This is a genomic window from Mesorhizobium sp. Ca11 (assembly GCF_020165275.1).
Classification (GTDB): domain Bacteria; phylum Pseudomonadota; class Alphaproteobacteria; order Rhizobiales; family Rhizobiaceae; genus Mesorhizobium.
Genome location: NZ_JAIUHU010000004.1, coordinates 79033 through 104522, shown reverse-complemented (window position 1 = coordinate 104522; position 25490 = coordinate 79033). Strand labels below are relative to the sequence as shown.

24 protein-coding genes are annotated in these 25490 nt (G+C 63.1%); 10 read left to right on the top strand and 14 right to left on the bottom strand.

From position 1 onward, the window contains the following. Window positions 1-133 precede the first annotated feature (133 nt). The 7 genes from LB538_RS09030 to LB538_RS09000 all read right to left on the bottom strand — a co-directional run bounded on the left by LB538_RS09030 (window position 134) and on the right by LB538_RS09000 (window position 7849). Window positions 134-1213, bottom strand: a complete 1080-nt coding sequence (locus tag LB538_RS09030; RefSeq protein WP_140845618.1) for a glycosyltransferase — start codon at window positions 1211-1213, stop codon at window positions 134-136. Between the two features lie 49 nt (window positions 1214-1262). Continuing rightward, complete coding sequence (locus LB538_RS09025) at window positions 1263-2483, bottom strand: glycosyltransferase family 2 protein (RefSeq protein ID WP_224527088.1); 1221 nt, start codon at window positions 2481-2483, stop codon at window positions 1263-1265. 88 nt (window positions 2484-2571) lie between these two features. After that, window positions 2572-3903 (bottom strand): UDP-glucose dehydrogenase family protein, encoded by a 1332-nt coding sequence (locus LB538_RS09020; RefSeq protein WP_224522961.1) that lies wholly within the window; start codon window positions 3901-3903, stop codon window positions 2572-2574. 130 nt (window positions 3904-4033) lie between these two features. Next, window positions 4034-4918 (bottom strand): glycoside hydrolase family 16 protein, encoded by an 885-nt coding sequence (locus LB538_RS09015; protein WP_224531374.1) that lies wholly within the window; start codon window positions 4916-4918, stop codon window positions 4034-4036. A gap of 137 nt (window positions 4919-5055) precedes the next feature. Then, window positions 5056-5433 (bottom strand): hypothetical protein, encoded by a 378-nt coding sequence (locus LB538_RS09010; RefSeq protein ID WP_095769312.1) that lies wholly within the window; start codon window positions 5431-5433, stop codon window positions 5056-5058. Window positions 5434-5556: 123 nt separating this feature from the next. Beyond that, window positions 5557-6597, bottom strand: coding sequence for a glycosyltransferase family 2 protein (locus tag LB538_RS09005; protein ID WP_224531377.1), 1041 nt, complete (start codon window positions 6595-6597; stop codon window positions 5557-5559). A gap of 4 nt (window positions 6598-6601) precedes the next feature. Continuing rightward, complete coding sequence (locus tag LB538_RS09000; RefSeq protein ID WP_224531380.1) at window positions 6602-7849, bottom strand: nucleotidyltransferase family protein; 1248 nt, start codon at window positions 7847-7849, stop codon at window positions 6602-6604. Between the two features lie 500 nt (window positions 7850-8349). On the opposite strand from LB538_RS09000, the gene LB538_RS08995 reads away from it, so the two are divergent. From LB538_RS08995 to LB538_RS08970, 6 genes are all read left to right on the top strand, one after another. Next, on the top strand, window positions 8350-8502 hold the full coding sequence (locus LB538_RS08995; RefSeq protein WP_095769314.1) for a lasso RiPP family leader peptide-containing protein: 153 nt from the start codon (window positions 8350-8352) through the stop codon (window positions 8500-8502). Window positions 8503-8658: 156 nt separating this feature from the next. After that, window positions 8659-8958, top strand: coding sequence for a PqqD family protein (locus LB538_RS08990; RefSeq protein ID WP_095769315.1), 300 nt, complete (start codon window positions 8659-8661; stop codon window positions 8956-8958). Beyond that, window positions 8942-9358 carry a lasso peptide biosynthesis B2 protein gene (locus LB538_RS08985; protein ID WP_140845612.1) on the top strand — a complete coding sequence of 139 codons (417 nt, stop codon included), beginning with the start codon at window positions 8942-8944 and terminating at the stop codon, window positions 9356-9358. Before LB538_RS08990 ends, LB538_RS08985 begins: the two co-directional genes overlap by 17 nt. 3 nt (window positions 9359-9361) lie before the next feature. Next, entirely contained in the window at window positions 9362-11272 is a 1911-nt protein-coding gene (locus LB538_RS08980; protein ID WP_224531383.1) for a lasso peptide isopeptide bond-forming cyclase, read from the top strand. Next, entirely contained in the window at window positions 11269-12249 is a 981-nt protein-coding gene (locus tag LB538_RS08975; RefSeq protein WP_318011853.1) for a serine kinase, read from the top strand. The genes LB538_RS08980 and LB538_RS08975 overlap by 4 nt, the downstream gene beginning before the upstream one ends. A gap of 8 nt (window positions 12250-12257) precedes the next feature. Beyond that, window positions 12258-14150, top strand: coding sequence for an ABC transporter ATP-binding protein (locus LB538_RS08970; protein WP_224531386.1), 1893 nt, complete (start codon window positions 12258-12260; stop codon window positions 14148-14150). Here the strand turns inward: LB538_RS08970 and LB538_RS08965 are convergent. Beyond that, window positions 14124-14396, bottom strand: a complete 273-nt coding sequence (locus LB538_RS08965) for an exopolysaccharide production repressor exox (protein ID WP_140544959.1) — start codon at window positions 14394-14396, stop codon at window positions 14124-14126. The two genes, LB538_RS08970 and LB538_RS08965, sit on opposite strands and share 27 nt — an antisense overlap. Before the next feature lie 607 nt (window positions 14397-15003). Here LB538_RS08965 and LB538_RS08960 point away from each other — a divergent pair. From LB538_RS08960 to LB538_RS08945, 4 genes are all read left to right on the top strand, one after another. Then, the gene (locus LB538_RS08960) at window positions 15004-15681 is read left to right on the top strand and encodes a sugar transferase (protein ID WP_140544958.1); all 678 of its coding nucleotides are present in this window, start codon (window positions 15004-15006) and stop codon (window positions 15679-15681) included. A gap of 184 nt (window positions 15682-15865) precedes the next feature. Then, window positions 15866-17044: a polysaccharide biosynthesis/export family protein gene (locus tag LB538_RS08955; protein WP_095769320.1), complete on the top strand. Its 1179-nt coding sequence runs from the start codon at window positions 15866-15868 to the stop codon at window positions 17042-17044. A gap of 116 nt (window positions 17045-17160) precedes the next feature. After that, window positions 17161-18255 carry an acyltransferase family protein gene (locus LB538_RS08950; protein ID WP_224531389.1) on the top strand — a complete coding sequence of 365 codons (1095 nt, stop codon included), beginning with the start codon at window positions 17161-17163 and terminating at the stop codon, window positions 18253-18255. Between the two features lie 18 nt (window positions 18256-18273). Continuing rightward, window positions 18274-19557 (top strand): O-antigen ligase family protein, encoded by a 1284-nt coding sequence (locus tag LB538_RS08945; protein ID WP_224531394.1) that lies wholly within the window; start codon window positions 18274-18276, stop codon window positions 19555-19557. Between the two features lie 94 nt (window positions 19558-19651). Here LB538_RS08945 and LB538_RS08940 read toward each other — a convergent pair whose 3' ends face one another. The 6 genes from LB538_RS08940 to LB538_RS08915 all read right to left on the bottom strand — a co-directional run bounded on the left by LB538_RS08940 (window position 19652) and on the right by LB538_RS08915 (window position 25467). Continuing rightward, window positions 19652-20653: a glycosyltransferase family 10 domain-containing protein gene (locus LB538_RS08940; RefSeq protein WP_224531396.1), complete on the bottom strand. Its 1002-nt coding sequence runs from the start codon at window positions 20651-20653 to the stop codon at window positions 19652-19654. Between the two features lie 75 nt (window positions 20654-20728). Further along, a complete protein-coding gene (locus LB538_RS08935) occupies window positions 20729-21304 on the bottom strand; it encodes a DUF1349 domain-containing protein (RefSeq protein ID WP_224531402.1) in 576 nt (191 codons plus the stop codon). Window positions 21305-21425: 121 nt separating this feature from the next. Continuing rightward, a complete protein-coding gene (locus LB538_RS08930) occupies window positions 21426-22865 on the bottom strand; it encodes an aldehyde dehydrogenase family protein (protein ID WP_224531405.1) in 1440 nt (479 codons plus the stop codon). Between the two features lie 125 nt (window positions 22866-22990). Beyond that, window positions 22991-23476, bottom strand: coding sequence for a hypothetical protein (locus LB538_RS08925; protein WP_224531408.1), 486 nt, complete (start codon window positions 23474-23476; stop codon window positions 22991-22993). Between the two features lie 88 nt (window positions 23477-23564). Further along, window positions 23565-24458 carry a sugar phosphate isomerase/epimerase family protein gene (locus tag LB538_RS08920; RefSeq protein WP_224531411.1) on the bottom strand — a complete coding sequence of 298 codons (894 nt, stop codon included), beginning with the start codon at window positions 24456-24458 and terminating at the stop codon, window positions 23565-23567. Between the two features lie 70 nt (window positions 24459-24528). Then, on the bottom strand, window positions 24529-25467 hold the full coding sequence (locus LB538_RS08915) for an ABC transporter substrate-binding protein (protein WP_095769327.1): 939 nt from the start codon (window positions 25465-25467) through the stop codon (window positions 24529-24531). Between the last annotated feature and the right edge of the window lie 23 nt (window positions 25468-25490).

Genomic DNA, 25490 nt, shown 5'->3' with positions numbered 1-25490 from the left:
GAAACATCGCCGGCAGGGCCTGACGAATGCGGCATGAACTTTGACTCCTGTCGGCCCAACCTATTGCAGGTTTTGCCGCATCGCAACATTTTTGGTGCGTTGCAGCAAACGGTTCCCTCTCCTTGCTTGCAAGCTACGCAGCGTGGCGGACGCCCTGCCGAGCCGCTCTTTCGAGCAGATCGAGAAACACCACCAATTGCCGCGCGGGATCGAGCTCCGGGCGCTTGGAGAAGGCCAGAGCCGAGGCCGAAAGCCGTTCGTATTCCTGGCGATCATTCCAAAGGCGCGTCACCGCCGACGCCCAGTCGGTAAGCGGGGCGTCGTAGTCGAGCACCACGCCGCCGGGACCGATGGCTTCGGGCAGGCCGCCGCGCCTCGAGCCCACGACAGGGATGCCGCTGCAATGCGCCTCGGACGCGACGCGGCCCCAGGCTTCCTCCCATTTGCTCGGGGCAAGCAGGATCCTGGTGCGGCCATAGACCGTCTTCATGTCGTCGGTGCGGTTTTCCAGCGTGACGTTCGAGAGCGGCGCGATGGTCTTTTCGATGCGGGCACGATGCTCGTCCTCCAGTTTCCAGCTCTCCACGAACAGGAAGGGAATCTCCGGGCAGGCGGCCGCAATCCTCACCGCCAGATCGAACCCCTTCTCCTCATAGGGATTGATCATGGTGACGAATTCGCCGGTCGTATGCGTGCAGTAGAGCGCGTCGTTGATGGTCGGCGGAAGCACGGTGGACTCGATGCCGAATTTTTCCTTGTAGGTGCGCGCCGTGAATTCCGAATTGGCGATGTACAAAGCCGAATTGAGTTCGCGCGGATCGCCGGCGAGCTCGTGAAATTCAACATTGTGCAGATAAACGACCAGCGGCACGCCTTCGGCAAGAAGCGCCTTTCCGAGCAGGACGGATTTGTGGCACTGCACGACCGCGACGTCCGGTGTGGTCTTCTCGACGGCGAAGCCGGCCGCCTCCCAGGGGAACCAGGCGCGCATCACCGGGTAGCCGGGGAAATTGTCGACAACCGCGGGCTGCCGCAACAGCTTCATCTTGGCGCGCGCCTTGAGGCCGAACATGCCGTCGCCGAACAGCGAGGCGAGGACCGACGCCTGATGGCCGTGCTCGATCAGCTGTTCGACCAGGTGATGCGTGTTGGATTGCACGCCGCCGGTGAACTCGGGAATGTACCCGTTGCCGCTTGCAAAAAGCACTTTCATCGTTCTGCTCCTAATTCGGCCCGGGCGAGTATCCGCAAGCCACGGCTCATCAGCTTGCGCTGCGCGCCAAGGGAAGCTTCGACGTCATCGCCCGACACAGCCGACCGAGCGAAGCGGAAAGCGACAGCGCCGAATACTCCCGCAACAATTTCGAAGCCGGGATCACCTTTCCCGCCTTCAGGTCCCGCGCCAGATAATGCGGGAAGGAATGCATGTATTCCCTGACGATGTCGGCCTTCAGCGATCCCGACCTCCAGGCCTTCACCGCCGAGACGAATTCGTCGGCCGGGGCGGATGCCAAACCTGTATCGTAGGCTTCGAACGTACGCCGCACGATGGCGCGTTCCTTGTCGTTGAGCGACGTCTTTCCGGCTCGTTCGGCAAGCAGGGCGTAGCGGCGGATGTCCTCGGCCGCGTGATGCCATAGCCCCTTTCTGGCCATGATGCTCGACCGCTGCAGCAGCGCCTGCATCTCGAGATCGGCCGTCCTCGGCAGGGCCTGCTCCGAGCGATCGAGATACTCATGCAGATCGACCGACTTGTAGACCTCTTCCATGATCGCCCGGTCGTACGCGCCCCAGGCCTTGATCCGGTCGGTGTAGGAAATGACCACCTTGGTGCTGCCGCGGACCATGTCGTGCTGGCGCTGGAAGAACATCAAGCCGTCGACCCTGACGCCCTTAAACCGGCGCGCAAGCCTCAACATCATCTCGTAGTCCTGCGACCGGACCAGGGTCTCGTTGAAGCCACCCACCTCGTCGTAGCATTTGCGGCGCACCAGGAGACCCGGCTGGTGGACGTGGCAATATTCGAGATGCGACGGGAAGAAATTGTCCTGGCTGACATGGCCGAAGGCGACGATCTCGTAATCCTGCTCCTCGATCTGGGCCGAACGCTGGAAACGCGCATATTCGCCGAATGCGAAATCGGCGGCCGGCTCGCGCTCGAAGGCGGCGAGAAACCGCTCAAGCGCCGTCGGGTGCGCGACGTCGTCGTCATCGAATATCCAGACGAAATCTCCTGTGCAGCGCTTCAGGGCAAAATTCAGCGCCGTCGATTTCCCGCCATTTTCCTTGCGGTAGTATTCCACCGGCGCCGGGAAAGAGGCCGCCACCGCGCCGGTATCGTCCGTCGAGCCGTCGTCCACGATCAGGATCTGATCCGGCATCACGGTCTGCCGCAGCAGGCTTCCGATGGATTCGGGCAGGAATTTTTGCCGGTTGAAGGTGGGGACGATGACGGTGACCGTCGGTTTGTGCTGCGCAGCCATTGATGACCTCATACTGTTGCCGATGCCCCGTTCGCCGGCATGAGTCCACAGCCATGGCGACGGCCATTGTCCTTGAGGCAATCAGCCCTCACGCCGCCATCCTGCCGATCGAGAAGTATTCGATGCCGTAGCGCGCGATCACCTTGGGATCGTAGAGATTGCGGCCATCGAAGATGACCGGCGTCGTCAGCGCGTCCTTGAGCGCATCGAAGGACGGCGCGCGGAAGCTCTTCCATTCGGTGCAGATCAAAAGCGCGTCGGCGCCGCGCAGCGCCGCTTCCTTGGTGCCGCACAAAAGCAGATCCTCGCGCAGGCCGTAGATCGCCTGGCACTCCTGCATCGCCTCGGGATCGTAGGCCTGCACCTTGGCGCCGGCCGCCCACAGCGCTTCCATCAGCGTGCGCGCCGGCGCCTCGCGCATGTCGTCGGTGTTGGGCTTGAAGGCCAGCCCCCAGACGGCAAAGGTCTTGCCCCTGAGCGCGCCCTTGAAATAGTGGTTGACCTTGTCGAACAGGACCGACTTCTGCGCATTGTTGCGCTCCTCGACGGCGCGCAGCAGCTTGGCGTCGAACTTGACGCCCTCGGCGGTCTTGATCAGCGCGCGCACATCCTTCGGGAAGCACGAGCCGCCATAGCCGAGGCCGGGATAGATGAAGTGGTAGCCGATGCGCGGATCCGAGCCGATGCCCTTGCGCACCTCTTCGATGTCGGCGCCCAGCTGCTCGGCGAGATTGGCCATCTCGTTCATGAAGCTGATCTTGGTCGCCAGCATGCAGTTGGCGGCGTATTTGGTGAATTCGGCGCTGCGCACGTCCATCACGATCATCTTCTCGTGGTTGCGGTTGAACGGCGCGTAGAGCTCGCGCATCACCATCTCGGTGTCCTCGCTGGAGGTGCCGACGATGATGCGGTCCGGCTTCATGCAATCGGCGACCGCCGAGCCTTCCTTGAGGAATTCGGGGTTCGAGGCGACGTCGAAGGCGAGATCCTCGCGGCCGCGCCTCTTCAGCGTTTCGGCAATCCTGGCCTTCACCTTCTCGCAAGTGCCGACCGGCACGGTCGACTTGCCGACGACGATCTTGGCGCTGTCCATCTCACGGCCGATGGTCTCGGCGACGGCCAGCACATATTTCAGATCGGCCGAGCCATCCTCGCCGGGCGGCGTGCCGACCGCGATCATCTGGATCTGGCCATGCCTGACCGCCGCTGCCGCGTCGGTGGTGAAGCGGATGCGGCCGGCCGCATGGTTTTCCCTGACGAGAGCCTCCAGGCCCGGTTCGAAAATCGGCACCAAGCCCTGGTTCAGCCGCTCCACCTTCTTCTCGTCGATGTCGACGCACACCACCTCATGGCCGACCTCGGCCAGCACAGCGGCCTGGACGAGACCGACATAGCCAATCCCAAACACCGTCAAATTCATTTGGTTCTATTCCTGTCAAAGGCCGGGCCGCAAAAGCGGTCCGGCCGGTTCAGATGTCCCCCAGGCCAAACGGCCCAGTTGGTTCGGCATGATCCTATCCCAAAATCGGTTCCACTTTGGGGGATCATGCCTAGTTGGAATTGCTAATGCTGCATGCCAGCGATTCCGGAAATTGGCATGGCTGGCCCAAAGCGGTGAAAGCGACGCGCTTGACCTCCATGGTCACCTTGCTGCCGGGATCGACAAAGGCGCCCATCCAGTTGGTCAGCTTGTCGCTGCCCCAGAGGCTGAAGAAGATTTTCTGCGAATGCTTCGGCAACTCGTCGGGGTTGGTCACCTCATGGACGAGCTTGCCGTTGACGTACCAGCGTAGCCGGTCCTTCTCCCAAACGAAGCCATAATCGTTGAAGCCCTTGTCGGCGCCGCCTTCGACGTCGACAAGCTTGCCGTTCTTCGGCTTGCCCTGGATATAGCTGTTGACCTGCACCTTGGACGGATCCTTGGTGAGGACCTCGAAGTCTATCTCGTCCCAAGGCTGTTTGTCCTGCGGGCCGATATAGGAGAAGAAGGCGGCGTTGAGGCCGGAGCCGGTGCCGGTCTTCATCCGTGCCTCATAGACCCCATAGCCGTAGCGCTGCTTGGTCTGGATCTCGGCGCAGGCGAACTCGCGGTCCTTCAGCTTGCGCTTTTCGAAGCCCAGCGAAAGCACGCCGTCGGACAGCCGCACGAGATCCTTCGACCACGTGCAGTTCTGATGTGCGCCATTGGTCCAGCCGTCCGAGACGAACCAGCGGGACTGGTTGAAATTCGAGAAATTGTCGACAAAGGACGGCGCGCTTTGCAGCTCTTGCTGCGCCGCTTGCGCATGCGCGGGATGCGGGCTCGCCGCAAGGGCCGCAGCGACCGCAAACAGGGCGCCGACCACGCCAAGCCTCAGGCTGGTTAATCCGCTCCCTGGCGCCTGCGATACCTCGCAAGCCGCCTCGGTGGAGGTGTTGTCCGGATCTGCGTTCATAACAAACTCACCTTGTGTTGTCCGCCCAACCCAAAGTCATCCTCGGTTCGCATGAGCGACCCGCTTCCGATCTTCCGCCCTGTGAACTCCTCTAATGTCCTGTAACGTCTCGTACCATGACGGCGCCTGACGCGCCGTCAGCCTCTTGCCGTCGCCTGCGCAGCAGACCGCTCGGCACCATCCTCGACGATCGCGTCGAGCGAATGACGCAGTTCCTTCACCAGGCCTTTCTGGCGAACGAGCTCCGCAATGCGCCGCTCGCAGTTCAGGATCGACTTGGTCATCGCGGCGACATCCGATCCCTTGCTGGCCGACGCCGAACCATTCTCCATCGCCTCGACCAGAAAGGCGGCGTTGGCAGCCGTCGACTTATAACGATTCTCCAGTCCGGTTTTCTCCGCCTCGATCTCGGCCGCGATCTGGTCGAACAGCTTCGCCAGCCGGTCGAAACGCTGGAGATCGGTCTGCCGGTCGCGAGCCGGATCCCGGGATCTGAAGCTAAAAATCGAAGCCATCCTATCGGCCTTTCGAAATTGCTGCATTGCAACATAGACTGCCATTCCGGCAGCGACTAGGCAACATCATAGTTTCCGGAATGCGATTTTTTGAGGGACGGCGGCTTCCGGGACAATGCACGATCACGCGCTTGCGGCGCTGGTTGCCGCCATCAGGAAGCGCGTCGGCGGCATCTGCTGCCGCGCAACAATCCCCGTGCGGCGGAACAGCGCGTCGAGCTTGTCGGTGGCGACGCCGCGCACGATCGGGATCAGATTCGATTGGCTTGCGAAAGCGTAGGCCGCGGCCGATGCCAGCCCACGCTCGGCCTTCACATCAAGGAAGTTGCGCAGCCGGTATTTGTCGCGGACATGGCGCTCATGGCGCCGCAACGCGGCCTTCGAGCGCTCCGGAAGGCTGTCTATCTGGAGCAGCGCCAGATCGGCATCGGCAAGGCGCTTCAAATCCTGCGTCCTGTGGCGGCCGCTCAGCGAATCGGCGCGCACGATCGCGCCATAACCGCAGGACTTGATGATCTTGAACCGAGCCCCGTAAGCGACAGCGCGCGCGTAGAGTTCGTAGTCCTCGCCAAGCCTGAGGTTCTCGTCGTAGCTCAACCCATGCCGCTCGAGGAAAGCCCGGCTGATCACCGGCTTGAGGAAACCGAGCTCGCCGCGCCGCACACGGCGGCGCGAGATGTTGCCGTCGATGAAGCGCTCGAAATCGAGAAATTCCGGCTCGGCCGCGAAAGGCGGCGCTGCGACCTTGGCGAGGTCGGTCGCGGCATCGTCGCGGATCAGCATGATGTTGTCGGCGGCGAAGTCCCAGTCGGTGCTGGCGAAAAGCCGGCGGAAGCGGCCTTCGAGGAAGAAATCGTCGGCGTCGAGAATGCTGATGAAGGGCGATTTAGAGGCCTGGATGGCGGCGTTGCGCGCGGCGGAAGGACCGCGATTGACGTCGAAACGGATGACGGCAAGCCGGCCGCTGCCATCGTCGGCGGCCAAAGCCACATCCCGGGTGTCGTCGGTGGAGGCGTCGTCGACCACGATGACTTCGGCGACTTCGGCCTCGCGCAGTGCCGAAGCGATGGCGCCGGGAATGGTGCGCGCCGCATTGCGCGCGGCGATGATGACGCAGACCCTCGAGGTCGCCACAGGGGTCGTCACGGGCGTCGTCACGGGCATGGGCTCACCTTTCGCTTGCATGATTGGCCGCCCCGCCCACGATTCTGATCATTTCGCTCCGCGCCGGCCCGGCCGTGGCCGGGCGCTCGAAGATGCGCCGGCTGAGGTCGGCGGAGGCCGCCCAGCCGGCTTCAGCCAGGTAGCGGACCGGCTCGCGGCCGCAGAGTTCCCACAGCACATGGCGGCGCTGCGGCCAGCGCAGGGACGCGAGCCACGGCGCCATGACCATGTGGAAGAGGTCGGCGTTGTCGATGCGGGCCAGCATGCGGGTGGCGCGATCCGAAAGCAGCGTGCCGTCGCCGCCGAGCAGCACGTCGGCGGCGCGCAATCCCAAGAGCAGCGTATCCGCCAGGCCCTGTTCGGCGGCGTGGTCGAGCACCCTCCGCTGCTCGGCTTCGCTCAGGCGGCTGACGCTGGCTCTGACGTCGCAGACATAGCCGGCGCAGGGCTCGCGGTTGAAAAAGGCCTTGGCGACGCTGATCGCGGACAAAAGCAAGGTGTCGGCGGCCGAGATGATCGGCATGGCGGCGCCGGCCACCTCGACTTCGCGCTTGCGGCGCAGGAAGCCGTCGGTGTCGCGCGGGCTGGGCGAACCCGGCTGCTGCAGCCGGTGGTGGAGGTCAACTGTCGAGGCCCTCGCGCCGTCTTCGCGCACCATATGCTGCTCACCGAGGAAGCGCACCCACCAGACCGAACGCGACTTGCCGGCAACCTCATAGCCCATCGTGCGCAACGCATCGCGGGCCTTGGCGAAACCGGTCGGCGAAACCAGTATATCGACGTCGCCGGATGGCTTCATGAAGTGGTCGCCATAAAGCAGATGCTGCTGGAGCGGCCCCTTGAGGAAGACGAAATCGACCTGCCTGTCGCGCAGCACACGAGCGATGGCCACCGAATCGCCAATGCAGGCGACATTCATCGACATGGTACGCCGGCGGTAGCTGTCGAGCCAGCCAGGCAACTCCGCAGGCGCGGTATTCGCGGGCGCCCGCGCGAGCGCCTTGAGCAGGAACACGGCGACCTTGTTCAGCCTGGCGATGTCGGCGACATTGGTTGCCGAAATTGGGGCCGCCGAGATTGTCGTCGCCGTGATCGGGGTGGCCGACACCGTCGGCGCGGGCACACCGACCCGGCCATCCGTGATGTTGGCTCGTGGCGCGAAAAACAGCCTCAGACAGGCCTGCACATAAGCGACTTCATCGGCGCAGCCGGCGGCGCGCAGCCTTTCATAGGAGCCATCCTGCACCGCCATGCCCGATGTCGTTCTCCGCAAAATGCCGCCCAAAGCGGTTATACTGCACCTGCGAAGAAAAGCATCGGAAAAATTGACGCGCTCACGCCAAAAGCGGCTGAGGTCGCCTCCTGACCGCAACCCCAGCGTTTAAAATCGCTTCACGTTCAATCACTTTTGAAGACAATTCCGGGGGCGTCCCGGCTGGCCGGAAAATGACGATTTTTTGTGACAAATTCTTCGCAATTGCGAGATGTCTTTTTCGCCTGAAAAATTATCGCAGATAAATCAATCGCTTATCTAAACGGCAGGGACCTACGGTTGAATTCCTGGATGGGTGAGGTTTAGGATGACGCTGCCTACGCCTTGATTAACAACGGATGCGAGCGCAACCAAGAATTGATTAATGCTTGGTAAATCAAGCTTGACTCATGGATGTTGCCATGCAGCAATTGCGCTGCAGCATAGCGATATGTTGGCGGCATTCTGCAGCCGCTTCCAGTCCTTAATTGGAGAGTACAATGGAACAGAATGTTGAAAAGCATGAGTATGAAACCCCCAGCCTGACGGTTCACGGTTCGATTGAAACTATCACGCAGGGCGGTGCAGGCACGACGGCGCTCGACGCGAGCTTTCCCGCGCACACGCCGGTCGGCGAGCTGACTTTCTCTTAAAACTCACACAGGTATCCGGGTGTCTGAGTTGGGGCTCCGGATGCTCTCCAACAGGTGAGCCGGGGGGCGTTGTCCCCCGGATTCCTGCCGAGGATCGCAGGCAACCGATCCCGGTGGAAGCCATAGGGCGCGACGGGCCAGCAACGAGGTTTTAGGATGCACTGGAACCCTTCGGACCATGACCGCGTCGTCGCGACGAACGAGGCGGTGGCTTGTGAATTCGGCGCCGGACTGGCGCTGCTCCACCTCAAATCCAATGTCTATTACAGCCTGAACGGCGTCGGCGCCTTCATCTGGGAGCAGATCCAGGAGCCGCGATCGATGCTCGATATCCGCAGCGCCGTGCTTGCGCGCTACAATGTCGATGCCGAACGCTGCAGGGCCGATGTCGAGGGCTTGCTCAAGGGGCTGAGCGAAGCAGGGCTTGCGAGGCTCCACAATGAGGAACTGGTCTAGGCTCCGCTCGCTGAGCGCCTGGGAAATGCTGTTTCTGGCGCGCTGCCTGATGGTGGTGAGCGTTGTGCGGCTCGCGCTGACGCTGTCCTCCTATAACCGTGTCCGTAGCCTGGTGACGGGAATGCACGCCAGACGCGACGCCAGCGTCGCCGACCTGCGGCGTGTCGCATGGGGCGTCGCCGCCGCGGCGCGCCTCGTGCCGGGCGCCAGCTGCCTGACCCAAGCGCTGGCAGGACAATATCTGCTCGCCCGCCAGGGCAGCGCATCGAAAATAAGCATCGGCATCGAACGAGGGACAGGCAGCGAGCTCAAGGCGCATGCCTGGTTGATGAGCGGCAACCACATCGTGCTTGGCGGCTCGATCAAAGGATTTGCCCATCTGGTCGACCATAGGTCGTGAGCGATGAGCGGCGTCGCTGGAATCGTGCTCAGCGATAACGGCCGGCCCGCCGCGGCCGGCGCTATCCAAGAGATGCTTTCGCGCATGCGCCACCGCGCCCGCGACGGCAGCTCATGGTGGGCGGACGGCAGCGTCGCGCTCGGCCATGCCTGGCTCGACACGACCGGCGAGGAGGGCCCCGGCCCGCTGACGATGGCCGGCGGCAAGCTCGCCATCACCGCCGACTGCCGGCTGGACAATCGCGACGAGCTTCTGGCGCGGCTCGGCATGCGGGACCGGTCGGTCGCCGATGCGGTGCTCATCATGCTCGCCTACCTTAAATGGGGCGAGGCCTGCCCGACCTATCTGCAGGGCGATTTCGCCTTCGCGATATGGGATGGCGAGCGCCGGGCGCTGTTTTGCGCGCGCGACCATTTCGGCGTCAAACCTTTCTACTATCATTCGACCGGCAGGCGCTTCGCCTTCGCCTCGGAGATTGGGCCGATCCTGGCGCTGGACGACGTCGGCAGGCGGCTCAGCGAACACCAGATTTCCGGTTTCCTGGCCGGCTTGACGGACGATCCGCAGGCCACGCTCTACGCCGAAATCTTCCGCCTGCCGGCGCGGCACAGCATGACGGTCGCCGACCGCCGGGTAGTGCTGCAGCGCTACTGGCAGATCGAGCCTTCGCAGCGGCCGCCGCACCCGGACGCGGCCGAAGAATTCAGGCATCTCTTTGCGCAATCGGTGGAGAACAGGATGCGCGGCACGCCGGCCGTCGGCGCGATGCTGAGCGGCGGGCTCGATTCCTCCTCGATCGCTTGCGTCGCCGGTCTTCGCGCGGCGGCGAGGCGCAACCCGAGGCTCAAGACCTTCTCGCTGGTGTTCGACAGAGGCTCGTCGATGGACGAGAAGCCTTTCATCGATGCGGTGCTCGACCGCAATCCGCTCGACGCCACGCTGATTGCAGTGAGCAATTACGCGCCCTTCGCCGAGTTCGAGCGTATCCTGGAGGAGCAGGAAGGCACGTTCCTGGCGCCCGGTCTGTCATTGACCCGCGATCTTTACCGCACCGCGGGCGCAAAGGGCGTCAAGGTGCTTCTCGACGGGCATGGCGGCGACGAGGTCGTCTCGCAGGGTCATGGACACCTTCACGAACTCGCCAATGCCGGCCGTTGGCTGGAGCTGTGGCGCGAATTGCACAGCGCCGCCAACACCTATGGCGAGGGCATGTTCTCCCTCTATTTCAAGTTCCTGACCATCTACGGACCCGCTTGGCGGATCGCCCGGATGAGATCGATGGCCAGACGCCTTGTCGGCAAGGTGCGGCAGAGGCCAGCATCGGCGCCGCGCGCGTGGCGGGGCCTGGTCAATCCGGACCTTGCCAGGCGCACCGATCTTGCCGAGCGCTTCCATCGCAGCGGCTACATGCCCGCCGCCGTGAGCGCCAGCGAAGCGCTGACGCATCGCTGGCTGCTGTCCACCGGGCTGGTGCCGCACGCCTTCGAAGTGCTCGACAAGGCCGCCGCCAATTCCGGCGTCGAGCCCCGCTATCCGTTCTGGGACAAGCCGCTCGTCGAGTTCTGCCTGGCGCTGCCCGGCGAGGAAAAGCTCAGGGACGGGTTTGGCCGCCACGTGCTGCGCCGCGCGATGCAAGGCATTCTGCCGCCGGCCGTGCAATGGCGACGCGACAAGATCGATTTCACCGCCAACCTGGTCAAGGGCATGCTCGGCAACCACCGCGAGCTTCTGGACAGGCTGCTGATAGCGGACGGCGAGCGGATCGCGCCCTATGTCAACCTGCCTGAAGTGAACGCCGTCTATGAGCGCCTGCTCAGCCAGCCCGAGCAGGCAACGCTGCCCGACGTCCAGCATGTCTGGCGTTCGGTTTCGCTGTCGCTGTGGCTGCGGCAAGTCCAAGGAAGCCCCGCATGAATCTTCCGATCGCTTCCTTTGCGCGACCGGGGCCCGCCACCGGGACAATGGCGCCGGGCGGACGCGTCCGCCATTTCTACAGGGCGTACGGGCTGGTCGTCAGCTCGGACGTGGCCTTGCCGGAACTGACGCCGACGGCGCCGGCGACGCCGGACCTGGAGATCGCGGTCGGGCCGATCGACTTTCCCGACGGCGCATCGCATGGCGCCACGGCCTTTCGTTTCGAGGCGACCCGCCAATATCTTTCCTGGCAGGCGGTCGGCACCTTCATGATCAGCGACGGCAGGCGGATCGATGTCGATCCGGCGCCGGGGATCGACGACCCGCTGCTTGCCTTTCCGCTGCTCGGGCCGGTGATGGCTCTTGTCCTGCATCGGCGCGGGCTGCTCGTCCTGCATGCCAGCGCCATTGCCGTCGACGGCAAGAGCGTGATCTTCATGGGCGACAAGGGCGCCGGCAAGTCGACGACGGCGGGCGCGATGATCCGCGCCGGCCATCGGCTGATCACCGACGACGTCGTCGCGCTGGATTTGTCCGACCCTGGACGACCGATGATCCTGCCCGGATTTCCGCAGCTCAAGCTGGCCGCGGATGCGGCCGGCGCCATTCGCCTCGAGCAGGCGGAAGTGCGCCCGCAGGTGCATCCGCAAATCGACAAGGCGCAGCACCGGCTGCATGACGGATTTGCCGCCGAGGCGGTGCCGGTATCGCGCATCTATGTGCTCGAGCGCGGCGAACGCGCGGTGATCTCGCAGCTTGCCGGTGTCGCCGCGCTGCCGGCGATCATCAAATTCTCGTACATCACGCGCTTCGGCCGGCAGGCGTTGACCGGCGATCTCGCCGCCGCGCATCTCAGCCAATGCGCTAAGATCGCCGGATTGATCGGCGTCAACCGCCTCGAAGTGCCGGCCGGACTCGCCAGGCTCGATGAAGCGGTCGCCGCGATCGAATCCGACCTGGCGTCCGGAACAAGGTGATCCAGGGTATGGGCTGGTCCTCGAAGTTTCGCCTGTCGCTTCTGCGCGATGTCGCCGGTTTCGGCGCCATGGTGGCGCATGTCGGCGGACGGCGCACGGCGACGGCGCTTGCCTTCCTGATCCTGGGGAGCCTCACCGAAGGCATTTCGATCCTGCTGCTCGTTCCGCTGCTGCGCCTGATCGGCAAGCCCGACCAGGACTATGCGGTGCGGGTGCCGGAGGCCTTGCATCGGCTGGTGCCCGGCGGAACGCTGTCGCTCGCGAGCGTGCTCTCACTGCTCGTCGCGCTGGTGGCCGTGCAAGCGATGTTCAACCGCTTCAAGTCGGTCTACATGGCGCGGTTGCTCTATGACTTCGTCAACCGCGTGCGCATGAACCTGTTCGAGAGCATCGGCAAGGCGCGCTGGGGCGTTTTCACCCGCATCCGCAGCTCCGATCTCGACCATGCGCTGAACGGCGACGTCGACCGGGTGCAGGTTGCGGCCTTCTCGCTGCTGATGCTGACCCAAGCCACACTGCTCCTGGCCGGCTATCTCATTGTCTCGCTGTTCATCTCGCCGGTGATGACGTGCTTCGCCATCCTTGTCGGTCTGGTGCTGCTGGTTGCGCTGCAGCCGTTCCGGGCGCGCGCCAGCGCCTATGGCCGCACGCTGACCGGCAATCGCCAGGACCAATACCGCACGGTCTCCGAGTTCCTCGGCGGCATCAAGGTCGCCAAGAGCCTGAACGTCGAGGCAAGCTATTTTGCCGAGCTCGGCGCGACGCTGGACAGGATGAAGGCCGACAACATCGCCTTCGTCCGCAACAGCTCGCTCGGTACCGCTCTGTTCCAGGTTACGAGCGTGATCGGGCTGAGCCTCTTCATCTATATCGCGCTGGTTCGCTTCCACCTGTCGCTGGCCGAGATCGTCGTGCTGCTCCTGGTCTTCATGCGGGTCGCGCCGCGCTTCATGGACATGCAGCTTCAGACCCAACAAGTGCTGATCAACCTGCCGGCCTATGCTTCGATGCAAAGCCTCCAGGCTCGCTTCGATGCCGAGCGCGAGCCGGAAGAGAACGTGACCGAAGGCGTAAAGCTGTCGCTTGAGACCGGCCTCAACATCCGCGATGTGGCGTTCGCCTATGGCGAGGGCGGCGGCAAACCGGTGGTCAGCGACATCACCTTCGGTCTGCCGGCCGGAAAGGTGACGGCGCTGATCGGCCCTTCGGGTTCCGGCAAGAGCACGATCGCCGACATGCTGCTTGGGCTGCTTGAACCCACCCAAGGACGTATTCTGGCCGACGGCGTCGAGATCACAGCGCAGAATCGCAGGGCCTGGCGCGATCAGGTCGCCTATGTGCCGCAGGATGTGTTCCTGCTGCACGACACAATCGCCGCCAATCTGCGCCTTGCGGCGCCTGAGGCCAGCGACGAAGAATTGTGGGCGGCCCTGCGAAACGCCCATGCGGCCGATTTCGTGGAGCGGCTGGACTCGCGGCTCGATACGGTGGTGGGCGACCGCGGCGTCCGCCTTTCCGGCGGAGAGCGGCAGCGCATCGCATTGGCGCGTGCGCTGCTGCGCAAACCCTCGCTGCTCATCCTCGACGAGGCGACAAGCGCGCTCGACTGGCAGAATCAGTCGCTGATCGCCCAATCGATCGAGGCGCTGCGCGGCCGGATGACGATTTTGACCATCGCGCACCGGCCGTCGATGATCGCCTTCGCCGACTGGGTCGTGGCCATCGAGAACGGACGCATCGTCGAGGTCGGACAATATCGGCGGTTGAGGGCGAAAGCCGGCAGCCGGCTTGCGAGGATGCTGTCCGGCGAGCAGGCGGAGCGCGAAAGCGCGCCACCGATCGCGGCCGGGCTGACCTCCGCGCCGATTGAACGTTCAGTGGAGGCTGCGTCTGGCGCTTAGCTTTTCGCCTTCGGCGACCTTGCTCAGGATCGGGCCGCGGTCCGCCTCGCGGGTCTTGTCGGCCGATGTCGGCGTGGCTCCCCCGATCATGGCAAAGACCAGAAGGAAATAGCCAGCCTGGATAATGACGGCGCAGACGATGGTGCGAAGCAGGATGGTTCCCGCCGACGCGCCATCGAAATAGGACCAGCCGATGACGATCGCGAGCGCGAAGATCATACCGACGATGAATTTCGGCAAAGACATGACCGCCGCCCTCTCAACCGAGACGAGCATGCAGAAGCTGCGACTTACCCACCCGCGTAACTCCCCGTTGCGCCAAAGAGCTCTTTCTGGCTGCCCAATCCGGCCGGTTGCTTCCGACCTTCCTTACCCGTGCAGACTATGACAGGAACAATTTGCGACTCTATTAAGGCCGGCCTGCCGGAGCAAGGCCGTGCAGGTATGGTTTCCAACGATTTTACGAGATCGACTCTGCCATGCTGCGCCGCACACTCTGGCTCCGAGAGCTATTCAATGAGACGTCTGCCGCTTCAGTCAAACTCATGACTTTGATTAGTATTTTATGTGAATAACTTACCATTGCGAGTGCTTCCAGCGGCCTGCAACCACGTTTCTTCTGCAGCAAAGAATGCACTGTCCAAAAATGGCCCGAAAAGCGGACTACATTTTCCTGGTTTTCTCTCACCTTGTCATAAACGCGCCACAAAGGTGAAAATTTGGGCAAGGCAGGTTTATTATTTAGTCAATTCATGACGTGAACATTTCAACGCGATGGGAAATTGTGTGTTGCGCTGCAGCATTTTTTTGGTATCTTGCCGTAAACCATCCGTTCAACGTATGGAGCTTCTGCATGAGGGACGTCGCCAAGTCGGCAAATGCGAGTTTTGCGCAGGCCGGCGTTGATTTTCCACCCCCCATCGGCGGTCTGCTCAAACGCAGTTTCGATGTCGTTGGTTCCCTGGCTGGGCTGATCCTGCTGAGCCCGCTCTTCCTGATGGTCGCGCTGCTGGTCAAGCTTTCGGATAATGGTCCGATCTTCTATGGCCACAAGCGTATCGGCCGCGGCGGCAGGATTTTCTCCTGCCTCAAATTCCGCACCATGGTGCCGGATGGCGAGCGCGTGCTCGCTGCGTATCTGGCGGCCAATCCGGAAGCCAACGCCGAATGGATCGCGACGCGCAAGCTGAAGAACGATCCGCGCGTCACCCGCGTCGGCCAGGTACTTCGCAAGCTCAGCCTCGATGAACTGCCGCAGATCCTCAACATCCTGCAGGGCGACATGAGTCTTGTCGGCCCGCGTCCGGTCGTGCGCGACGAATTGGAAATCTACGGCAGCGCGGCGGTCTATTACCTGAAGTCGCGCCCTGGTCTCACCGGTCTGTGGCAGGTGAGCGGCCGCAACGACGTATCCTACGACACGCGCGTCGCCTTCGATCGCCATTATGTCGAGAACTGGTCGTTGTCCGGGGATATTCGCATCATCTTCAAGACTGTTCCTGCCGTGTGGATGTCACGCGGCAGCTATTGACCGACGGGCCTGCTCCGCCAGATTCGGGGCAGGCATCCGGCAGTGATCTCATCGGGCGGATGGGGCCAAAGCGAATCGGAAAACGTATTTGACAAAAGACCTCTTCGGACTGCCCTTCGCATGCAGTCTCATATCCAGGACCACAGCCCGCTTCGGCGGCGTCTTGCTTGCTGCGTTGCTGGTCATGCCGCAGGTCGCTGCCGCCAGCGACTATCGGCTTGGACCGCTGGACAAGCTCAACATCCGGGTCGCCGAATGGCAGACGGTCGACGGCACGTTCCGCGATTGGTCGGCCCTAAATGGCGAATACTCGGTCGGCCCGGGCGGGATGCTCTCGGTGCCGTTCGTCGGCGACATGCAGGCCGCCGGCAAGACGACGGCCGAGATCGCTTCAGCGATCGGGCTCGCCCTGCAACGAAAGCTGGCGCTGCCCGACAAGCCGGAAGCCTCGGTCGAGATGGCGCAGTTCCGGCCGTTCTACATTTCAGGCGAAGTCCAGAACCCCGGGCAGTTTCCCTTCGTGCCCGATCTGACCGTGCTCAAGGCAATCAGCATTGCCGGCGGTATCCGGCGCAATGCCGACTATGGTCCGCAGCTCGAAAAGGATCTGATTACCGCCAAGGGCAGCTATGAGATCTATGACGACCAGCGCTTGCGGCTGATGGTCAAGCGAGCCCGCATCGACGCCGACCTCGCCGGGAAGACGACTTTCGAGGTGCCTCAGGAAATTCAAGGCGATCCGAGATTGCCGACCATCGTCGCCGACGAAACGGCGATCCTGGTCTCCGACCAGAAATCGCTGAAGCTGAAGCTCGACGCACTCGACGACCTCAAGGGTGTTCTGCAGTCGGAAATCGAATCGCTGCAGAAGAAGATCGCCAACCAGCAGAAGCAGGTCGACCTGGCCTCCAAGCAGGCCGACAGCATCGGTCCGCTGGCGCAGAAGGGCCTGGTCGCCAATGCGCGCCTGCTTTCCTCGCAGCAGTCGGTCACCGACCTGCAGGGCAAGATCCTGGATTATGAGACGGCGATCCTCACCGCCAAGCAGTCGATCAGCAAGGCGGAGCAGGACGCTATTGATGCCCGCAACACACTGAGTTCGAGCCTCACCGCCGATCGGCAGCAAACGGAAGCGAACCTTAATGAGGCGGCCTTGAGGGTCGGCATGCAGAAGGGCCTAATCGCACAGGCATCGGATCCGGCAACGGCTGCCGCCTACACCGGCAATGAAGAGCCAGCCCTGCTCTATTCGCTGGTGCGCGTCGTCGACGGCAAGACCAGCGAGGTCGAAGCCAAGGAAGACACGCCTATCCTGCCGGGCGACGTAATCAAGGTGAAGCTGGCGCCGACGGCCAGCCAATAACGCCGCCGGCCCGGGTTTGTCCGAAGCGAACCGGGAACGGAGGCGGGAGGGACAAGCCAGGCTCGTTCGCGCGCAGCGCGGGCGAGCGATCTGTTTGGACCGCTTGAAGGCATAACATGCAGCCCGCAGCCCAGCGTCACGTGTATCTGAACCTCGACGCCATCCGCGGCGTGGCGGCGATCAGCGTCATGCTCTACCATTTCTCGCCATTCCTCGCCGACGGCAAGGTGCTGCCGTCGAGCTATCTCGCGGTCGATCTATTCTTCCTGCTCAGCGGCTTCGTCATCGCGCATGCCTATGACCGCAAGATCGAAACCGGCATGGGCTTCGGCACTTTCGTGGCCATCCGCCTGATCCGGCTCTATCCGCTCTATCTAGCCGGCACGCTGCTCGGCTTCTTCTATTTGCTGGTCAAGAACAGACTGATACCGGCGGAATACATGCCGCTGTCCGAGATCGGCATGCAGCTGACAACCGGCATGCTGTTCATCCCGCTGGTCAGCGACGCCTATCATACGATCTTTCCTCTCAACCCGGCATCGTGGTCGCTGTTCTTCGAGCTCATCGTCAACATCGCCTATGTCGCTGTCTTCGTGCTCTTGTCGCGGCGGGTGCTGACGGGGATCGTCGGCGCCAGCCTCGTGCTGCTCGTCGTCGCCTCGGTTTTCGCCGGCACGCTCGATTTCGGCATGACCGGCAAGACCATCGTCAGCGGGCTGCCGCGCGTAACCTTCTCGTTCTTCCTGGGCGTGCTGCTCTGCCGATCGATGGCGGGCTGGCAGGGCAGCTTCGGCTTCCTGCGGCGCGGCTTCTGGGTCGAGGGCGCGATCCTGCTCACGCTTGCCGTCTTCGCCATCGCCCCGGTTGCCGCCGGCGCGCGCGTTGCCTACGACCTCTGCGCCATCGTCATCGTCTTCCCGATCATGGTGATGACCGGCGCGGTGGCGCCGACCGCGCCGCGACTGTCAGGCTTCTATGGCTGGCTCGGGCGGATTTCCTACCCGATCTACATCATCCACACGCCGATGCTGATGATCATCGCCGGGGCCGGCAAGGCCTTCTCGATCGACCCGTTCGCGCATCATCCCTTGTTCGGCATCGTGATGGCGGCGATGGTTGTCGTCATCGCCGACATCGCCACGCGCGTCTATGATGAGCCGGTGCGGCGCTTCCTGCGGCGGCAGATGCAGCGCGCCCGGGCCGTGGCTTAGCGCGGGACAAAAGCCGGTATGAAGATTCCGAAATCCATCCTGATCGATCCCGATCGCAACGAGACCTACGGCATTTTCGCCGTCGCGGTTTCCACGCTCGCCTTCGCCTACTCGCCCAATTTCGGCCAGATCCTGATCCTCGCCTACTACGCCGTCTGGCTGCCGCTGCTGTTCGTCGATTACCGGCGCTTCACCTGGAAACTCTCCAGCGCCTGGCTACCCATTCTGCTTGCGGCCTATGTCTGCCTCTCGGTGTTCTGGTCGCAAGCGGCGGGCATCAGCGCGCGCGCGGCGGTGCAATATTCCTCGCACATCGTATGCGCCTATGTCGCGGCGCGCACCATCAGCGTGCGCACGCTGGTGGTCGGCTCGCTGATCGGCATCTTCTTCGTGCTGCTCTATTCACTCGGAGTCGGTGGTTACGCGCTCGACACGATCGACGGCACGGTCAATTTCGTCGGCGCCTTCGGTTCCAAGAACCAGGTCGGCTTCTTCTCTTCGCTCGGCATCTTCTTCTGCCTGGCGTTCCTTGTCTTCTACCGGCGCAACTGGCTGGGCTTCGTCTGGACCGCGCCGATCATGCTTTTGTCGGTCTATATGCTGGCAATCGCCCATTCGGCGACGTCGGTGGCCTCGCTGCCGGCGGTGATCGGCATCGTGATGCTGCTCACCATGACCAAGGTGCTGTCGCGACGCTATCGCCGGGTGCTGTTCGTCGTCGGCGCCGGGGCGCTGGTGACGGGCGTGGTGGCAGCGCTCAACCTCGGGCTGCTGGATGTCGTGCTCGGCATCTTCGGCAAGGATTCGACGCTCACCGGCCGCACCTATCTGTGGGAACAGGGCTGGAAAGCAGCGCAGCAGCGTCCGCTGCTCGGCTATGGCTATGCCGCCTATTGGGTGCAGGGTTTTGCCGATCCGGAGCGGCTGTGGGCGGAATTCTATATCTCGACGCGTTCCGGCTTCCACTTCCACAACACCTATGTTGAGACGCTGGTCGAAATCGGCTTCATCGGCGTCACCTTGCTGGCGCTGGTCATCCTGCGCGCCTTCTACGGCCATGTATCGAAGGTGGTGTTCGGCGGGTGGAGTGCCGATTCGGTGGTGCTTGCCGGCGCGACCGGGCTGATGCTGATCCGCTCCTTCTTCGAGGTCGAGATGCTCGGCCCTTATTTCCTGGCGTCCTTCATCGTCTATTACGGCCTGTTCAAGCTGAACCCATTGCCGGCTTTCCGGCGCCGCCAGATGGCCGTTGCCGCCGAGGACGAGAGGCCGGCCATCGGCCGCATGCCGGCGCCGACCTGAGGGGCTTTTGGCGTGCTCGCCAACGATCTTGGGATCCGCCCGAGCGGCTTGCCCAAGCCCGAAATCCTGCAGGTGCCGTGTGTAAACGCCTATGTTACATCGGCCTGCCGCGCCAAGCAGCTTTCCAACGGCGCAACCTGGTACGCAGAAATCCCTCGGCCCCAAACGGCAGCGAAGGTTTGCCTGGCCGCCGGCCCGTACTCTGCTGCGTCAGGCGCTGAGCGATGAGGCGGGCAAGCCGACAGCGCGGATGCATGTCGAGATCAGCCACTTGACCGGCCAGCCTCTCGGGCAGCGGCCTCGATCGCCAGGCAAGATAGGCTGCGTAGGCCTGCGGTGTTTCGATGAGATGGTGAAGATAGGCCGCCAGTTCCGCCGGTGTGCTGAAGGATGCGACGTCGATGTAGGAATTGTCGGGAACGAACGCCGCGGCATTTGGCGCGCCGAGATAGACCGGCACCGTGCCGGCCTCCAGCGGATCGAACATCTTTTCGGTGACGTAGTCGGGCGCGATCGAATTCTCCAGCGCCAGGCAAAAGCGATAGCGGCCAATGGTCTCGAGCTTGGTTTGCCGGCCGAGATCGAGGCCCGCGATCTCGCGGTTGGGCCGGTAGCGGCCGTAGCAATCGACCGCGATGTGCCGGGACAGTTCGGCGATGAATGTATCACGACCGCTCTTATTGATGCTCGATGACTGGAAGTGTACCGTCGGGGCGCGCTCGGGCTTGGGCGGTATCGGCGCATTTCGGGCGGCTTCCCACCAGCTTGCGTCAGGCAGATAAGGCGTCCAGACGTCCGCCCCGGTTTCATAGGTCATGACGATGTCGAAGTGCTGCATGACGGCCGCGTCGGTCATGACGGGATAGTTGACGACGCTCTCCATCGACCAGGCAACCCAAAGCTGGCCGGGATATTTGCGGGCGTCGCCGGCCTCACGAAAATTCGGCAAATGGAAAACCACCGCATCGGCCTCGGCAAGCCGTCGCCGGTCGTTGGTCCATTCGACGGACACTGGGCATTGCGGCGTGGCCGCGATGTCGGTCGGTTCGTTGAAGCAGCGCGTCCAGAACAGGATCAGCGGAGTATCAGACGGCATCGGGCCCTTCCGCTCTGGCAAGGCGCCGTCTTACCCTTATCGCGGCAATCGCGAAAGAACCACGCGGTTCCGCACTCACCCATGCAGGTCCCTTGCAATCGCCGGCCCGATCGTGAAGCCGGAGAAGGTCGCCTCAAAGCCTTCGCGCTGCGGCGAGCAGCACATCATGCCGACATCGACCGTTTTCGAGATCGGGAAATAGGCCAGGCGCACCGGTTTCCAGTGGCCGTCCGAGGCGTCCAGATACTGGATGCGGATCGCCTCGGCGTGGCGGGTCAGGCGGATCCTGACGCCGTCCTTGCCGGCGGCGATGGCGACCAGCGACCAGTCGGAGGTGTCGTTGGTGAGGACGACGGAGAAGTATGCCAGCCCGTCGGTGTATTCGATGCCGGCCTTGATCCAGTGCGTTTCGCTCAGGCGCAGCATCAGCCCCGCCTGATCGTAGAGCACCTTGTAGTCACCCTTGACGGTGACTTCGGCGCTGAAATCACCCTCGACGGAACGGTAGAGGAAATGGCCGTTGTCACGCCAGAAGCCGTAGAAGGTCTCGCGCCAGAAGTCGGTGTCCTTGCCTGTTCGGACGGTGAGCGTGCCGTCGCCGACCGTGTGCTGCGGTGGCGGGTTGAGCCATGTCATGTCGGCCACGCTCATCGATCTGCTCCCGGATTGGACTAGTGCGTTTCACCGTTTCATGGAAACGGCGAAACGCCCTATCTCCTTGTTTTTGCGCAATTCCGGACGGAAAACCGCCAACACTTTTCCTGGAACTGCTCTAGCCGGCGAATGTATAGGCGGTCTTCACCGTGGTGTAGAACTCCATCGCGTAACGGCCTTGTTCGCGCGGGCCGTAGCTCGAGCCCTTGCGGCCGCCGAACGGCACGTGGAAATCGACGCCGGCCGTCGGCAGGTTGACCATCACCATGCCGGCCTCGGAATTGCGCTTGAAATGCGTCGCGTGCTTCAGGCTGGTGGTGCAGATGCCGGAGGTGAGGCCGAACGGCGTGTCGTTGGCGACAGCCAGCGCTTCGTCATAGTCCTTGACGCGGATGACATTGGCGACGGGGCCGAAAATCTCCTCGCGCGAGATGCGCATCGCGTTGGTCGAGCCGACAAACAGCGCAGGCTGCAGATAAAAGCCAGGCGCGCCGCGCTCAAGCCGGTCACCGCCGAAGGCGAGCTCGGCGCCTTCCTGGCGGCCGATGGCGATGTAATCCTCGTCCTGCTTGAGCTGGGTCTGGTCGACGACAGGACCGATCTGGGTCTTGGCATCGAGCGCATCGCCGATGACGAGCTTGTCCAGCCGCTCCTTGATCGCGTCGACAAAACGGTCGTGGATGCCGTCGGTGACGATCAGGCGCGAGGACGCCGTGCAGCGCTGTCCGGTCGAGAAATAAGCGCCGTTGACCGCGCAGTCGACGGCCACCGCGAGATCGGCGTCGTCGAGCACGACGAGCGGATTCTTGCCGCCCATTTCGAGCTGGAATTTGCGCATGTGCTCCACACTTGCCGCGGCGACGCGCTTGCCGGTCCCGACCGAGCCTGTGAAGGAGATGGCGTTGACATCGGGATTGTCGAGCATCGCCTGGCCGACCACCGATCCCTTGCCCATGACGAGGTTGAGCACGCCCTTGGGCAGGCCGGCGCGGTGCAGGATATCGACGATGGTCCAGGCGCTTTCAGGAACCAGCTCGGCCGGCTTGAAGACGATCGTGTTGCCGTAGGCCAGCGCCGGCGCGATCTTCCAGGCGGGGATGGCGATGGGGAAATTCCACGGCGTGATGATGCCGACGACGCCGACGCCTTCGCGCGTCATCTCGACGCCGACGCCAGGCCGAACGCTCGGCACCATCTCGCCCGACAGACGCAGCGTCTCACCGGCGAAGAAGTCGAATATCTGCGCGGCGCGGATCGTCTCGCCGACGCCCTCTGCCAGCGTCTTGCCTTCCTCGCGCGCGAGCGACCGGCCGATCTCGTCCTTGCGTGCCATGATCTCGTCGGAGGTTTTCTTCAGCACGGCATGGCGGGCAAGAGGCCCGGAGCGCGACCAGGCGGGGAAGGCCGCCTTGGCGGCGGCGATAGCCTGCTTGGTTTGCTCAGGCCCGGCCGAAGCATATTCGCCGACGACGTCGTTGGTGTTCGACGGGTTGATGTTGCGTGAGCCGGCCTCGCCAAGCCACTCGCCGTCGATCAGGTTCTTACGCAGCACGGTCATTGTCTTGTTCCTTGAAGCTGGGGTAGTGGCAGTCCGTCGGCCGGTCAATTGTCGGACAAATGATATAATGATTGTCCCGTGGCAGGTCTACCGGCCTTCTGCGACAAACCTAGGGCCTTGCCGCGTCAGGTCGAGAACGACCAGAACAGACAGGCGAGCGTGACCGCGCCGAAGGCGACGAAGAACAGGCTTCTGAGCAGGATGTTGCGGCGAAGCTCGTTCATGGTGAGATGCGCCGCAACGATCACTGCCACGAACAGGAAACGCCAGTTGAAAAGCGCCCAGAGCACCTCGTGCTGGCCGAAGGCCCATCTGGCGATCAGCGAGCCGACGATGATCGCGAACAATACGATCGTCGCCCAGAAGATCGCATCGGCCGCATGGGTCAGCACGACGCCGGCGGCGCGGATGGGCAGGATCATCATCAGCATGGCAGCGAAGAAATAGACGGCGGCGATCGCCAGGAATGAGCCGGCGTCGGCGATGCCGTCGAGACGCTTCACGCCGAACGCGCCATAGGGATAGCCGTGCCTCGCCACGGCCAATGACAGCGCCATCAGCAAAGCGCTCAAAACCGTGACCAGTGCGAATGTGCCGAGGGCCTTGCTCATGCCTTTTCCTGTCGAGACGAATCAACAGGAGTCTAGCAGAGCATGGCTCTCGAAAGCCGCAATTCACTGCTCGACATTCTCGAAGATGTCAGGGCCTTTGCGAAGCCGAGACGAGATCGGCCTTGCGCCGGGCCGTCTCCAGGCCGACCGCGATGAAGCGGCGCGCATGACGAGCAAGCTCCATATTGTCGGTCCACAGATTGCGCCAGATCGCCGTCTTCCGCGACAGATTCTCGTCGACGATCTCGGACGAGAAGGATTCGAAGCTGAGATCGTCGCTGTAGCCGATCGCCGCCAGCGCATCGAAGATCGCCGAGAAATCGATGCTGCCGGTGCCCAGAAAGCCGCGATGGCTCTCGCCGATATGGACATAACCGATCTTCCTCGCGGCATGGCGGATGGCCAGGCCGACATCGGCCTCCTCGATGTTCATGTGGAAGGTGTCGAGGTGCAGGAAGATGTTGTCGGAGCCGGTGTCTTCGATGAAAGCTAGTCCTTGCGCGGCGGTGTTGAGCAGGTTGCTTTCGAAGCGGTTGACGATTTCGAGATTGAGCGTCACGCCGGCGGCCTTGGCCGTTTCCGCAACCCCGGCAAGTGTAGCGGCGCTGCGGTTCCACTGATCGCGCGTCGGCGGTTCGGTTTGCAGGCCGTGGCTTGCCGAGAGAATGCCGCCGATCTTTTGGCCGCCGAGATCGCGCGTGAGGGCGACGGTGCGGTTCAGGATCTCGACGCCGCGCGCGGCGACCGCCTTGTCTGGGCTGGAGATGTCGCCGTCGGCAGGCAGGCCAATGCTGATCGCTACGCCCAGGCTGAGATCGGTGATGCTTTTGGCCAGCCTGCCGATATCGACATCCGCCGGATCGAGATAGGAGAATTCGATCAGGTCGAAGCCGGCTTCCTTCGTGTTGGCCAGCGTGCGTTCGAGATCCGCCTGCGCCGAACTCGCAGACCAGACGAAAGAATGGATACCAATGCGCGACATGATCGTCTCCGTCCGATGAATGAGGCGCGGCCGGACCGATCCGGCCGCGCCAGCCTTGGGAGCAGGCTTTTTAGCGGGCCGCCGTCCAGCCCTTGTAGTCCTTCAGGTTCTCGGCGGTAATCAGCTTCGGATCGAGCAGCACGGTCGGCTCGGCCGGCTTTTTGCCGGCAAGCACATCTGCCGCCATCGTCAGCGACTGGCCGGCCATGACATAGGGATCCTGCGAGGCCGAGGCCTTGATCAGCGAGGTGCCGGACGCGAACTCCTTCTCAATGTCCGGGGCGCCGTCGACCGCGGTGATGATGAATTCCGAGCGATTGAGCTGCTTGGCGGCGAGCTGCGCGCCGATCGCCGTAGGATCGTTGATGGCGAACACCGCGTCGATCTTGTCGAAGCGGGTGAGCAGCGACTGGAACACTTTCAGGCCGCCGTCGCGCGATCCCTCGGCGTTCTGGTCGTCGGACAGGATTTTGATGTCGGCGTGCTGCGAAAGAACGTTCTTGCAGCCCTTGACTCGCTCCAGGATCGACGACGAGGCCGGGCCGTTGAGGATGACGTAGTTGCCTTTGCCGCCGGTGTGATCGACCAGATACTGGCAGGCCTCCTCTCCGGCCTTGACGTTGTTGGTCATCACGGTGACGTCGGCGCCCGGCGCCGAGACGTCGAAGGCAGCGACAACGATGCCAGCCGCCTGCGCCTTCTTGACCGCGGGCGCGATCGCCTTGGCATCGACGGCATTGAGCATGATGACATCGACGCCGGCGGCGATGAAGGAATCGATCTGCGAGACCTGCTTGTTGAGGTCGTAGTCGGCCGACACCGACGTCACCTCGACCTTCGGATTGATCTTCTTGGCCGCGTCCTCGATGCCCTTGATGGTGGCGACGAAGAACGGGTTGCCGAGCAGGCCGACCGAGATGCCGACCTTGTTGAGGTCTTTGGCCGATGCCGGCGCGATGGCGAGGGCCGCGAGGGCTGCGCCGCAGAGCAGTTTGGCGATGGTCTTCATTTACTTGCTTCCTCCGATTGCCC

What these genes read in the sequence shown, in the direction of transcription:
- LB538_RS08930 (WP_224531405.1), bottom strand. Translation starts at nt 22,865, where the DNA reads ATGACCGTGCTGCGTAAGAACCTGATCGACGGCGAGTGGCTTGGCGAG.
- LB538_RS08965 (WP_140544959.1), bottom strand. Translation starts at nt 14,396, where the DNA reads ATGTCTTTGCCGAAATTCATCGTCGGTATGATCTTCGCGCTCGCGATC.
- LB538_RS08915 (WP_095769327.1), bottom strand. Translation starts at nt 25,467, where the DNA reads ATGAAGACCATCGCCAAACTGCTCTGCGGCGCAGCCCTCGCGGCCCTC.
- LB538_RS08940 (WP_224531396.1), bottom strand. Translation starts at nt 20,653, where the DNA reads ATGCCGTCTGATACTCCGCTGATCCTGTTCTGGACGCGCTGCTTCAAC.
- LB538_RS09005 (WP_224531377.1), bottom strand. Translation starts at nt 6,597, where the DNA reads ATGCCCGTGACGACGCCCGTGACGACCCCTGTGGCGACCTCGAGGGTC.
- LB538_RS08960 (WP_140544958.1), top strand. Translation starts at nt 15,004, where the DNA reads ATGAGGGACGTCGCCAAGTCGGCAAATGCGAGTTTTGCGCAGGCCGGC.
- LB538_RS09020 (WP_224522961.1), bottom strand. Translation starts at nt 3,903, where the DNA reads ATGAATTTGACGGTGTTTGGGATTGGCTATGTCGGTCTCGTCCAGGCC.
- LB538_RS08950 (WP_224531389.1), top strand. Translation starts at nt 17,161, where the DNA reads ATGCAGCCCGCAGCCCAGCGTCACGTGTATCTGAACCTCGACGCCATC.
- LB538_RS09015 (WP_224531374.1), bottom strand. Translation starts at nt 4,918, where the DNA reads ATGAACGCAGATCCGGACAACACCTCCACCGAGGCGGCTTGCGAGGTA.
- LB538_RS08955 (WP_095769320.1), top strand. Translation starts at nt 15,866, where the DNA reads ATGCCGCAGGTCGCTGCCGCCAGCGACTATCGGCTTGGACCGCTGGAC.
- LB538_RS09000 (WP_224531380.1), bottom strand. Translation starts at nt 7,849, where the DNA reads ATGGCGGTGCAGGATGGCTCCTATGAAAGGCTGCGCGCCGCCGGCTGC.
- LB538_RS08985 (WP_140845612.1), top strand. Translation starts at nt 8,942, where the DNA reads ATGAGGAACTGGTCTAGGCTCCGCTCGCTGAGCGCCTGGGAAATGCTG.
- LB538_RS08935 (WP_224531402.1), bottom strand. Translation starts at nt 21,304, where the DNA reads ATGAGCGTGGCCGACATGACATGGCTCAACCCGCCACCGCAGCACACG.
- LB538_RS09030 (WP_140845618.1), bottom strand. Translation starts at nt 1,213, where the DNA reads ATGAAAGTGCTTTTTGCAAGCGGCAACGGGTACATTCCCGAGTTCACC.
- LB538_RS08945 (WP_224531394.1), top strand. Translation starts at nt 18,274, where the DNA reads ATGAAGATTCCGAAATCCATCCTGATCGATCCCGATCGCAACGAGACC.
- LB538_RS09010 (WP_095769312.1), bottom strand. Translation starts at nt 5,433, where the DNA reads ATGGCTTCGATTTTTAGCTTCAGATCCCGGGATCCGGCTCGCGACCGG.
- LB538_RS08995 (WP_095769314.1), top strand. Translation starts at nt 8,350, where the DNA reads ATGGAACAGAATGTTGAAAAGCATGAGTATGAAACCCCCAGCCTGACG.
- LB538_RS08970 (WP_224531386.1), top strand. Translation starts at nt 12,258, where the DNA reads ATGGGCTGGTCCTCGAAGTTTCGCCTGTCGCTTCTGCGCGATGTCGCC.
- LB538_RS08975 (WP_318011853.1), top strand. Translation starts at nt 11,269, where the DNA reads ATGAATCTTCCGATCGCTTCCTTTGCGCGACCGGGGCCCGCCACCGGG.
- LB538_RS08925 (WP_224531408.1), bottom strand. Translation starts at nt 23,476, where the DNA reads ATGAGCAAGGCCCTCGGCACATTCGCACTGGTCACGGTTTTGAGCGCT.
- LB538_RS08980 (WP_224531383.1), top strand. Translation starts at nt 9,362, where the DNA reads ATGAGCGGCGTCGCTGGAATCGTGCTCAGCGATAACGGCCGGCCCGCC.
- LB538_RS09025 (WP_224527088.1), bottom strand. Translation starts at nt 2,483, where the DNA reads ATGGCTGCGCAGCACAAACCGACGGTCACCGTCATCGTCCCCACCTTC.
- LB538_RS08920 (WP_224531411.1), bottom strand. Translation starts at nt 24,458, where the DNA reads ATGTCGCGCATTGGTATCCATTCTTTCGTCTGGTCTGCGAGTTCGGCG.
- LB538_RS08990 (WP_095769315.1), top strand. Translation starts at nt 8,659, where the DNA reads ATGCACTGGAACCCTTCGGACCATGACCGCGTCGTCGCGACGAACGAG.